The sequence below is a fragment of the Mycobacterium sp. genome (genome assembly GCF_036490025.1).
GTDB lineage: Bacteria > Actinomycetota > Actinomycetes > Mycobacteriales > Mycobacteriaceae > Mycobacterium.
Genome location: NZ_DASXEP010000189.1, coordinates 1 through 10,115, shown reverse-complemented (window position 1 = coordinate 10,115; position 10,115 = coordinate 1). Strand labels below are relative to the sequence as shown.

The 10,115-nt window shown below is 65.7% G+C and carries 13 protein-coding genes; 3 read left to right on the top strand and 10 right to left on the bottom strand.

Translation table 11 applies throughout. The features are described from left to right. The 4 genes from VGG53_RS22255 to VGG53_RS22240 form a co-directional block, all read right to left on the bottom strand. Positions 1-174 (bottom strand): GTP-binding protein (locus VGG53_RS22255; RefSeq protein WP_331520285.1); only part of this gene is annotated, 174 nt, incomplete at its 3' end. An 83-nt stretch (positions 175-257) separates the two neighbouring features. Continuing rightward, on the bottom strand, positions 258-728 hold the full coding sequence (gene rpsG, locus VGG53_RS22250; RefSeq protein ID WP_331520283.1) for a 30S ribosomal protein S7: 471 nt from the start codon (positions 726-728) through the stop codon (positions 258-260). Then, entirely contained in the window at positions 728-1,102 is a 375-nt protein-coding gene (rpsL, locus tag VGG53_RS22245) for a 30S ribosomal protein S12 (RefSeq protein ID WP_007767794.1), read from the bottom strand. The genes rpsG and rpsL overlap by 1 nt, the downstream gene beginning before the upstream one ends. Positions 1,103-1,384: 282 nt before the next feature. Further along, a complete protein-coding gene (locus VGG53_RS22240) occupies positions 1,385-2,026 on the bottom strand; it encodes a TetR/AcrR family transcriptional regulator (RefSeq protein WP_331520282.1) in 642 nt (213 codons plus the stop codon). Positions 2,027-2,175: 149 nt separating this feature from the next. Between VGG53_RS22240 and VGG53_RS22235 the strand changes: the two genes are divergently transcribed. Genes VGG53_RS22235 through VGG53_RS22225 form a run of 3 tightly spaced genes read left to right on the top strand, consistent with a single transcriptional unit; the run spans position 2,176 to position 4,226 of the window. After that, complete coding sequence (locus VGG53_RS22235) at positions 2,176-2,553, top strand: DUF3060 domain-containing protein (RefSeq protein WP_414689028.1); 378 nt, start codon at positions 2,176-2,178, stop codon at positions 2,551-2,553. Positions 2,554-2,558: 5 nt separating this feature from the next. Further along, complete coding sequence (locus VGG53_RS22230; RefSeq protein WP_331520280.1) at positions 2,559-3,008, top strand: DUF3060 domain-containing protein; 450 nt, start codon at positions 2,559-2,561, stop codon at positions 3,006-3,008. A 45-nt stretch (positions 3,009-3,053) separates the two neighbouring features. Then, a complete protein-coding gene (locus tag VGG53_RS22225) occupies positions 3,054-4,226 on the top strand; it encodes an FAD-dependent monooxygenase (RefSeq protein WP_331520279.1) in 1,173 nt (390 codons plus the stop codon). On the opposite strand, the gene VGG53_RS22220 is transcribed toward VGG53_RS22225, so the two are convergent. The 6 genes from VGG53_RS22220 to VGG53_RS22195 are packed head-to-tail and all read right to left on the bottom strand — an operon-like array spanning position 4,220 to position 9,992. Then, positions 4,220-4,987 (bottom strand): crotonase/enoyl-CoA hydratase family protein, encoded by a 768-nt coding sequence (locus VGG53_RS22220; RefSeq protein ID WP_331520278.1) that lies wholly within the window; start codon positions 4,985-4,987, stop codon positions 4,220-4,222. The two genes, VGG53_RS22225 and VGG53_RS22220, sit on opposite strands and share 7 nt — an antisense overlap. Then, a complete protein-coding gene (locus VGG53_RS22215) occupies positions 4,984-5,706 on the bottom strand; it encodes a PaaX family transcriptional regulator C-terminal domain-containing protein (protein WP_331520284.1) in 723 nt (240 codons plus the stop codon). Before VGG53_RS22215 ends, VGG53_RS22220 begins: the two co-directional genes overlap by 4 nt. A 16-nt stretch (positions 5,707-5,722) precedes the next feature. Further along, on the bottom strand, positions 5,723-6,661 hold the full coding sequence (locus tag VGG53_RS22210) for a crotonase/enoyl-CoA hydratase family protein (RefSeq protein WP_331520277.1): 939 nt from the start codon (positions 6,659-6,661) through the stop codon (positions 5,723-5,725). Between the two features lie 49 nt (positions 6,662-6,710). Then, complete coding sequence (locus VGG53_RS22205) at positions 6,711-8,339, bottom strand: acyl-CoA dehydrogenase family protein (protein ID WP_331520276.1); 1,629 nt, start codon at positions 8,337-8,339, stop codon at positions 6,711-6,713. Positions 8,340-8,386: 47 nt separating this feature from the next. Continuing rightward, positions 8,387-9,232: an alpha/beta hydrolase family esterase gene (locus VGG53_RS22200; RefSeq protein ID WP_331520275.1), complete on the bottom strand. Its 846-nt coding sequence runs from the start codon at positions 9,230-9,232 to the stop codon at positions 8,387-8,389. Position 9,233: 1 nt separating this feature from the next. Beyond that, positions 9,234-9,992 (bottom strand): deoxyribonuclease IV, encoded by a 759-nt coding sequence (locus tag VGG53_RS22195; protein WP_331520274.1) that lies wholly within the window; start codon positions 9,990-9,992, stop codon positions 9,234-9,236. Positions 9,993-10,115: the final 123 nt, after the last annotated feature.

The window sequence follows — 10,115 nt, the reverse complement described above, 5'->3', positions numbered from 1 at the left end:
CTGCTCCATCCAGTCCATGGTGGCGGCGCCGTCGTGCACCTCACCGATCTTGTAGCTGATACCGGTGTAGTAGAGGATGCGCTCGGTCGTCGTCGTCTTGCCGGCGTCGATGTGCGCCATGATTCCGATGTTGCGGACCTTGGTCAGGTCGGTCAGCACGTCCTTCTGTGCCACAGAAGTCTTCCCACTCTTTCGATTGCTTGATCAGTTCGCTGTCTTATGTCGCCCCGGCCACTGTGCCGGTCTGGCGCGCGCGCCTACCAGCGATAGTGCGCAAAGGCGCGGTTTGCCTCGGCCATCTTGTGGGTGTCCTCACGCCGTTTGACGGCGGCCCCCAGGCCGTTGCTGGCATCCAGGATCTCGTTTGCCAGGCGCTCGATCATCGTCTTCTCCCGGCGTTGCCGAGAGAAGCTGACCAGCCAGCGCAGCGCCAGCGTGGTGGACCGGTCGGGACGCACCTCGACGGGCACCTGATAGGTGGCCCCACCGACGCGGCGGCTACGCACTTCCAGGGCCGGCTTGACGTTGTCGAGAGCGCGCTTGAGGGTGACCACCGGGTCGGTGCCAGTCTTGTCGCGGGCTTGTTCGAGCGCACCATAGACAATGCGCTCGGCAAGCGATTTCTTCCCCTGCAGCAGGATCTTGTTGACCAACTGGGTGACCAGCTGCGACCCGTAAACCGGGTCGTTGACCAGTGGACGCTTCGGTGCGGGCCCTTTGCGCGGCATCAGCTCTTCTCCTTCTTGGCGCCGTACCGGCTGCGAGCCTGCTTGCGGTTCTTGACGCCCTGGGTGTCCAGCGAGCCGCGGATGATCTTGTACCGGACGCCCGGCAGGTCCTTCACCCGGCCACCACGCACCAGCACCATCGAGTGCTCCTGCAGGTTGTGACCTTCGCCGGGGATGTACGCCGTCACCTCAACCTGGCTGGTCAGCTTGACACGCGCGACCTTACGAAGCGCCGAGTTCGGCTTCTTCGGGGTCGTGGTGTACACGCGGGTGCATACCCCGCGGCGCTGCGGGCTGCCCTTGAGCGCCGCCGTTTTGACCTTGGCGACCTTGTCACGGCGACCCTTACGGACCAGCTGCTGAATGGTTGGCATCTACCGGCTTCCTCATGTGTTGCTGTTCGGTTCTGCTGCTTTAAGTCTCTGTACTGCAGTTGCGCCCTTCCGCGGTCCCCCGCGGCCGGGTGTGTCGCACGCGTTCGGCAGCGGATTCATTCCGTTGCGTGGTTGGCATGCGAAGAGGCCCGGCGTGCGCGTCTTAGGTGAAGCGCCTAAAACCGCCAGGCACGAGCCACCACAATACCCGCCGCTGGTCGGGCAGGTCAAAGCGACGACGTCGGGGTCCGCCAGAGCAAACTACCGGGCGCGGTCACCGGGCTATTGTGCGGCGGATCCGCTGCGGCGCTCCATGCCCGCCGCCAGCCGCAGCACCATGTCGGTGAACAGTGTGTCGGTATCGATGATGTCGTCCATCACGCCGGTCATCTCCAGCAGCACAAACCCGTGTAGCGCCGACCAGAATTCCAGTGCCGCGTAAAAAGCTTGTTCGGGGTCGAGCCCGTAGGAGGACAGCACCGCCATTACCGGTGCGGCCGCGCCCTTGGTGGCCGCCGTGAACTCCGGGTCGTCGCTGCCCGCCAACGGCATCCGGGTAAAGGCCGAATATCGCCCGGGGTGGTGGTGGGCGTAGCTGCGGTACGCACCGGCCATCACCAGCACAGCATCGTCGCCGACCCGGCCCTCACCGACTCGGGCGAGCATGGTGACGATGTCGGCGATCACCCGCATCCGCACCGTGCGGCGCAGGTCCTCCAGGCTGTCGACGTGGTTGTACAACGACGGGCCTTTGGTTCCCAGCTGTGTTGCCAGGGCATTGATCGTCAAGGCGTCCCAGCCCTCCCGGTCCAGAAAGGTGAGCGCGGCGTTGACGACGATCTCGCGGCTCAGTCTGGCCGTGCGGGCACCAGACCTCGGCCCGACGCCCGGCCGAGCAGCCGATGACGCCGGCTCAGCTGGCATGGCGATCGCCCTTCGGTTGCGTTGCGTTGACCGGTTTGGTCAGGGAACTCTAGTTGGGGCCCCCGGAACGAAGAACTCTAGTCTGCCGACGATGCGAACACGTAGGCTCTGTTCGAGCAGATCACGCGCCATGGCGAGAGGACCCCGCGGTGAAATGGTCGATACCCTCCCGAGCCGTGGCAGCCTGCACGACCGCCATCGCGTTCACCTCCGCCGCCGGCGCGCCGACCGGGCAGGCTAAAAACGGCGACACCCATGTCACCGGCATGGGTGTCGAGCAGACGATCGACTGCAATGGCGCAACGCTGTTGGTCGACGGCACCAGGAACACCGTCAACGCACTGGGGACGTGTTGGGCCGTAACGGTGATGGGGTCGGGTCACACCGTCGTCGCCGACAACGTCGTGCACGACATCACCGTCTACGGCTCCAACGAGTCGATCTTCTACAAGAGCGGCGAGCCGTTCGTGTGGGACCGGGGTCGTGAACTCGGCATGACCAATCGGATCAGTCACGTAGGGGGGTAAGCGGTATGCGCAACACCTACGGCGCATCTCGACAACTGGCGGGTTTGACGCTGTGCGCGGTGGCGGTTGTCGGGATCGCCGGCTGCGGGCCTAAGAACAACAGCACGGTTCCGTCAACAGGCTCTCCTACCTCGTCGACGTCGACGCCGTCGACGACCAGTACGGGTGCCCAGTTCGACATCGGCAACACCATCAACTACGGATCACTGGGCACCACAACCACTCTCGATTGTGGCGACGGCAAGTCGCTGAACGTGGGCGGGTCAAACAACACGCTGACGGTCAAAGGCACCTGCGGGACGGTGAGCATCGGCGGCGCGGACAACAAGATCACCATCGACAAGATCGACAAACAACTCAACGTTGTCGGATTCAACAACACGATCAGCTACAAAGACGGCGACCCCAAGGTCGACAACCTCGGCAGCGGCAACACCATCAACAAGGCCGGATAGCCTCACGCAGGGATGTTGGACAAAAACGGAATGAGAAGGGCCGCAATGCCACTCGACATCCTCATCAATGGTGGCGGCATCGCCGGACCGAGCCTGGCGTTCTGGCTGACCCGGCAAGGCCACACCGTCACGATCATCGAACAGGCTCGGCAGTTGCGCGCCGGCGGGCAGGCCGTCGACTTTCGAGGTCCCGCACTCACCGTGCTCGAGAAGATGGGACTGCTCGAACAGGTACAAGCGAGCGCCACCCGGATGGGACCGCTGCTGCTCGTCGACGACCGGGGCAAGGAGGTCGGCCGTTTGCCCGCCGAGGTCATCAGCGGCGAGCTGGAGATTCACTGGGGTGACCTCACCCGCATCCTGTACGAAGCCGTGCGCAATGACGCGAATTACCGCTTCGGCGTTCGCGTGACGGACATCCACGACGACGGGCAACGGGTTGACGTGACGTTCAGCGACGCATCGACGGGCAGCTACGACCTGCTCATCGGAGCGGACGGCCTGCACTCCGGCACACGCAGATTGGTGTTCGGCCCAGAAGAGCAGTACGTCACACAGCTGGGCCAATGTTTTGGGTTCTTCGACACCGAAAACCGTCTGCGGCTTGACCATTGCGGCATGGCGTACATCGATGCCGGCCGGACCGCGGCCCTACAGGCCATCGACCCCGACAAGCCGGCGCGAGCAAGTTTGTATCTCACCGACCCCAACCTGGTTTTCGACTATCGCGATACCGAGGGCAACAAGCGGTTATTCGCCGAGCGATGCGCGGGGATGGGATGGGAGGTCTCCAGCTTGCTCGAAGGCCTCGCCGAGGCTCCCGAGGTGTACTTCGATTCGATCGCTCAAGTCCACCTGGACTCGTACTCGCGCGGACGGGTTTGCCTGACCGGCGATGCGGCCTGGTGCGCCTCACCCCGGTCAGGCATGGGCACCAGCCTCGCGATCGTCGGATCCTACCTGCTGGCTCACGAAATACAAAGTGCGGACGGCGATTACACAGCGGCATTCGCGCGATACCAGCGACTACTCGCGCCGTACGTTGCCCGGTGCCAGAAGCTCGCCATCGACGCGTTGAAGACCGAACGCTTCTCCTCGGGCCGACTCGCCAAACTGCGTAACGTCGCTCTCAGAGCGCTGCGCATCCCGGGCGTCAGCAAGCTGGTCGCCCGGCAGTCGCTGACCGTTGCGCGTTCCTTCAGCCTGCCGAATTACTGAGCCGCCGCGCCGTGCCGGCCCGCACCCGCGGCGAACCGTCCCGCACCCTCCGTCGCTTCGGCGGATACCCGGGAGATGCTGGCGAATTCGTCGTCCAGCGCTTCTGCTTCGGGTATCCCCCACTGGTGCAATGCCGAGAGACGGTCCGATCGCATGCACTGCTGAGGCAGCCCGGCCAACTCGGCGGCCAGTTCCTCAGCGGCGGCACGCGCCTGCCCTTTGGGCACAACGCGATTGGCCAGGCCGATCGCCAGCGCTTCGGCGGCGTCGACCGCGCGACCCGTCAGGATCATGTCCATCGCCCGGCTCTGCCCGATCAGCCGAGGCAACCGGACAGTGCCGCCGTCGATCAGCGGCACTCCCCAACGGCGGCAGAACACCCCGAACACGGCGTCCTCCTCGGCCACCCGTAGATCGCACCACAACGCGAGCTCCAGACCGCCCGCGACCGCGTAGCCACTGACTGCGGCGATCACCGGTTTTGACAAGACCATTCGAGTCGGACCCATCGGCCCGGGGCCTGTCCGATGCACCGCATTGGCGTGTGGGGTACCGAACGCCTTCAAATCAGCTCCGGCGCAGAATGTTCCGTGGTCGCCCCAGAGCACCGCCACGGACGCGGTGTCGTCACGATCGAACTCCTCGAACGCCTCGAAGAGTCCGGTCGCGCTCGGCCCGTTGACGGCATTGCGCGCCTCGGGCCGGTTGAGGATCACCGTGGTCACCGGGCCGTGACGCTCGACGCGTACCGGGTCGCTCATGTCGCCTCCACTAATCGGATACCGTCACGCCGCTCGAGCAGTTCGGCGGCGAAGTCGTTGTAGGCGGCCCGAAGCCGCGTGCCCGGCCAGTCCGCAGGAAGCAATTCCTCCGGCAGCACGGGGTCGGTCAGCAGGTGACGCACCATCGCGGCGGCTACCACAAACCTGGCGGGCACGTCGGCCGCGTCCGCCATGTCGGCGAGCAACCGCTGACCGGTGCGCGCCCAGGACGGTAAATCCCACAACCGGCCGGCCAGCTCGGCGGGCTCGTCGTCGCGGGCCTGCACGATCCGCACCCGGTCGCGGACGTCGTCGTCCAGATCCAGGTCGAGATTGTCCGGCCGCATCCACACCCCCTCGCGGAGCTCGCCGAAACGCTTGTGATGCAGAGTCGTTCGCAACGCCGCACGGGTACGGGCATCGGTGCCGATGCTGGTGACGATCACCGTGGTCCAGAACCCGCGCCAGGACCGCAACTGGGGCCGCATGGCATCGTCCTGCCTGCGCTGGCGGGCAAGCAGCCGGTCGGCGAGTCGGTATCCGTCGGCGGACCGGACCAAGTCGCCGGCGCTCACCATTCGGGTCAATGCGACCCGCAACGTGGTCTCTTTGATACCGAAATCACTGGTGAGCCTTATCAAGTCGGCCGCGCTGGCCCATGCCGGATGGGCGCCGAGCAACACGCTGAGCACCACTGATCGAGCGGTCATCCGCGCCAGCGATTTCGGCATGCCGTTACACCTGGGAAGCGCGCCGGCCGTAATCACCGAACGGTTCGTCGCGGTGCTTGACGGCTTCGCGGAAGCCGTGTTCGACCGCGTCGGCGACAAACGCATGTCCTTCGGGCGTGTGCCGGGCGACACCGTCGAACACCGTGCTGACCATCCTGCTGGTGGCCACACCCTGTTGCAGCAGGGCGGAATTGAGGGCGAGCTTGACCATGATCAGCTGGTTGACCGGTACCGCGGCGATCCGTTCCACCAAGCGTTCGGTGCGCTCGTCGAGGTCTTTCGGATCGGGCGCCTCGATTGCCAAACCCCACTCAGCGGCTTGCGCGCCGGTGATGCAATCCCCGGTCAGCAGAAGGCGTTTGGCGCGCTGGTCGCCCAGCCGGTGCGCCCACAGCCCGGCGGCCGGCACGCCCCAGACGCGGGTCGGAGGATAGCCGATCTTCGCGTCCGAGGCGGCGATCACCTGGTCGGCGTGCAATGCGATATCGGTGCCGCCGGCCACGCAGTAGCCATGGATCTTGACCACCGTCGGCTTGTCCGCGTGCATCAGGCTGGAAAAGCCGCGCACGAAGCGGCTCATCATCTGGTAGTCGATCGTCGGATCCCACGGCTGATTCGGTAAGTGGTTGACCGCCTGCGTCTTACCGTCCAGCGAGGTTCCCTGGTAGGCGCCGGTTCCGCCGGCCGATCCGGTGCGGTCGGCGTATGCGCTCAGGTCGAACCCCGCGCAAAAGCCCTCGCCACGGCCCGAGACCAGGATGACGTGCACATCGGGGTCCAGATCAGCCCTTTCCACCAGGGCCGACAGTTCCAGCGGGGTATCGGCGATGATCGCGTTGCCCTTGTCGGGCCGGTTGAAGGTGATTCGAGCAACCCGGTCGGTGACCTCGTAGGTCATCGTCTTCAAGTTGTCGAAGTCGACCGGCCGGATCGCGTGGGTCATCGGCGCCACTCCTCAGCATTGCTGCGCTCTGCATCGTCGCCGGCGCGTGTCATCCCTTAACTAGAGCACGCTCGATGATCGGCGCGAGATCCAGCCCAGCGGGCATCGTCCCGAAAGCGCCGCCCCACTGGCCCTCGAGTCGGGTGGCCAGGAATGCTTCGGCGACAGCGGGATGCCCGTGCCGCACCAGCAGCGAGCCTTGCAGCGCGAGGCAGATGTCCTCGGCGACCTTGCGGGCTCGATATTGGATCGTCTCCAAGTCGCCGAGTTGCGGCCGGAGTTGCCCGACGTGACGATCCAGCCGAGCGTCCTGGCCCGTGCTCTTGGCCAGTTCGTCGAACAGCACCTCGATGCACTCGGGACGAGTTGCCATGGCACGCAACGTATCCAGCGCACTGACATTGCCGGAGCCTTCCCAGATACCCATCAGCGGTGCCTCGCGGTAGAGCCGCGGCATACCGGACTCCTCGACATAGCCGTTGCCGCCCAGGCATTCCAGCGCTTCGGCGGCGTGCGGCGTCGCCCGCTTGCACACCCAGTACTTGCTGGCCGCCAAACCGATACGGCGTAGCAAGGTTTCGGTCTCATCCCCGCGCACGGCGCTGTCAGTGGCGCCGGCCATCCGCATCGCGACCATGGTGGCGGCCTCGGCCTCGACAGCAAGGTCGGCCAATACGTTGCGCATCAGCGGCTGGTCGATCAGATAGGCGCCAAATGCCTTGCGGTGCTGGGCGTGGTGCACAGCGTGGGTGAGACCGGTGCGCATGCTGGAGGCGCTGCCCAGCGTGCAGTCCAGCCTGGTGAGGTTGACCATTTCGATGATGGTCGGGACTCCGCGTCCCTCCTCGCCGACCAGCCACGCGGTGGCGCCGTCGTATTCGACTTCACTGGATGCGTTGGCGTTGTTGCCCAGTTTGTCCTTGAGTCGCTGTAGGTGCATCCGGTTGCGGCTGCCGTCGGGCAGTATCCGGGGCAGGAAGAAGCAGGACAGCCCGGCCGGCGCCTGCGCGAGCACCAGGAAGATGTCGCACATCGGCGCCGAGGTGAACCACTTGTGACCGGTCAGCCGGTAGGTGCCGTCGCCGTTGCGTGTCGCCTCGGTGGTGCCGGCGCGCACGTCGGAACCGCCCTGTTTTTCGGTCATCGACATGCCGGCGGTGATCCCGCCTTTGCTCGTCGGCAACTTCACCTCCGGGTCGTATTCGCGACTGGTCAGCAGGGCCTCGTAGCTGGCGGCGAGCTCCGGGTTGAACCGCAGCGCCGGGACGACGGCGTAGGTCATGGAGATCGGGCACATGTGGCCGGGCTCGGCGGTCCATACGCTGGTCTTGGCCGCGCGCACCACGTGTGCGCCCGGCCGATCGTCGGCCCACGGCGCGGCGTGCAGTCCGTGTTCGATCGCCACCTGCATCAGCTGGTGGTAGGCGGGGTCATATTCGACCTCGTCGATGCGCTGTCCGTAGCGGTCGTGGGTGCGCAGAATGGGCCGGTTGCGTTGTGCCAGCTCGCCCCAGCGCTGCGTCTGCTTGGAGCCGGAAATCGCGCCCACCGCGGCCACCTCGTCCAGGCCCCACTGCCCGCCTTCGCGGATCAGCGCCTCGACGAGAACCGGGGACGATGCCGGGTTGTGCTCCTCCAAGGGCGGCACCTGGTTGCTGACGACATGAGTATCTGGCATGCCACCAATGTTACATTTTTTCTACAACTGCACAAGAGGTGTAATGATCAGCGGGAATGGCCGGCGAAGAACTCCCACAGCTTGGCGGTGGCGAAATCGGGCCAGTGGTGGCCGCCGTCACCGACGGTGACCAGCGCCACGCCGCGATCGTCGGCGCAGCCGGCGGTCGACGTGGTGACCGAACCGTTGGTGGCCTCGGTTGGCGGCTGACACCGATCGACCTTGCGCCAGAACATATTCAGCTCCGGTACCGGTGGGCCGTTGATGTGAGCGAAGCCGTGGCCGGGGCCGCCCCCGTAGGGCACCATCGGATCCGCGGTGCCGTGAATCGCCATCACCGAGACGGGATGTGGCGATCTGCACGAGTCCAGTTGGGTGCCGGCCACCGGGCCGATCGCGGCGAACAACGTGGTGTCGCACCCCAATGTGTAGGACATGATGCCGCCGTTGCTCATGCCCGTGGCGAACACCCGCGAGGCGTCGATGCCGACATTGTTGGCGACATCGGTGACCGCTGCGCTGATAAACGCCACATCGTCAATGTGTTCGCGAGCGGGCTTGCCGCAGCAGCCTCCGCCGTTGACGTTCCAGGCCCGGTTGACGCCGTTGGGATAGGCCACGACGAACTTCGATGAATCGGCCAATTGGTCCCAGCCGTAAGATCTTTCAGCCTGTTCGGCGCTGCCGAAGCCACCGTGCAACACCACGACCAGGCTCGCGGATGCGGGCAGTCCGGCGGGCTTGTGCAGCCGATAGACCCGGTCGAGCCCGCCGACGTTGATGGTGTGGATGCTGGCGCCGTCGACAAAGCCCGTGGGTGGCTTCGGATGCAGGACCGCGCAACTCGCGACGACCACCACGACGCCCAGCAGCGTCGCGACCCGACGAAGCATGTCAGCCGCTCGTCTTCTCCCGCAGGAACGCGATGTCGTCTTTGCGTCCCTCGTCGGCGGTCTCGCAGATCACCGGCGCGTCAGCGGCCTTCACGACCGCGACCAGCAACTCGGGGTCGATCTGCCCGGTGCCGAAGTTGGCGTGCCGGTCTCGGCCCGAGCCCGCCGAATCCTTGGAGTCGTTGCAGTGCACCAGGTCGATGCGGCCGGTGATGCCCTTGATCCGGTCGACGGAGTCGACCAGCGCCTCACCCGCCGCCCAAGCGTGGCAGGTGTCGAGGCAGAAGCCGATTCCTTTGTCCCCGAAGACATCCCAGAGTCGGGCGATGGTGTCGAAGTGGCGGGCTATTGCGTGATCGCCGCCGGCGGTGTTCTCCAGGTACACCGGAACCCTGGTCTCCAACCGGTCGAGCGCCTTGCCCCAACGCCGGAAACCCTCGTCGAGGTCGGTGTCGTCGGCGACGTGCCCGCCGTGCACGATGACCGCGGCTGCGCCGATTTGAGCCGCTGCGTCGCAGGTGTCCTGCAGGATCTTGCGCGACGGAATCCGTACCCGGTTGTTCGCCGAGGCAACATTGATCAGGTAAGGCGCATGCACGTAGATCGGCAGGGCCGACGCCTTGAGCTCTGCGGCGTCCTCGCGCGGCTTGGGCGCCTTCCAGCTCTGCGGGTTGCCGAGGAAGATCTGCACGACGTCGGCGTTCTCGGCCGCGGCTGCGGCCAGCGGATCTTTCGGGTTGACATGTGAACCGATGAGCACGTCGGCCAGTCTAGTGATCGCCGCCGCCGGCGGAAATCACACGGCGAACGTGCGGCTGGCCGCGCTCGGCGAACCGGGACATTGGCGGCCGTGCACAGCCGGGTTCCCTGGTCTAGGCCCAAG

Coding starts and splice junctions, on each gene's coding strand:
- rpsG (WP_331520283.1), bottom strand. CDS start 728: ATGCCGCGCAAAGGGCCCGCACCGAAGCGTCCACTGGTCAACGACCCG.
- rpsL (WP_007767794.1), bottom strand. CDS start 1,102: ATGCCAACCATTCAGCAGCTGGTCCGTAAGGGTCGCCGTGACAAGGTC.
- VGG53_RS22240 (WP_331520282.1), bottom strand. CDS start 2,026: ATGCCAGCTGAGCCGGCGTCATCGGCTGCTCGGCCGGGCGTCGGGCCG.
- VGG53_RS22230 (WP_331520280.1), top strand. CDS start 2,559: ATGCGCAACACCTACGGCGCATCTCGACAACTGGCGGGTTTGACGCTG.
- VGG53_RS22225 (WP_331520279.1), top strand. CDS start 3,054: ATGCCACTCGACATCCTCATCAATGGTGGCGGCATCGCCGGACCGAGC.
- VGG53_RS22220 (WP_331520278.1), bottom strand. CDS start 4,987: ATGAGCGACCCGGTACGCGTCGAGCGTCACGGCCCGGTGACCACGGTG.
- VGG53_RS22210 (WP_331520277.1), bottom strand. CDS start 6,661: ATGACCCACGCGATCCGGCCGGTCGACTTCGACAACTTGAAGACGATG.
- VGG53_RS22205 (WP_331520276.1), bottom strand. CDS start 8,339: ATGCCAGATACTCATGTCGTCAGCAACCAGGTGCCGCCCTTGGAGGAG.
- VGG53_RS22200 (WP_331520275.1), bottom strand. CDS start 9,232: ATGCTTCGTCGGGTCGCGACGCTGCTGGGCGTCGTGGTGGTCGTCGCG.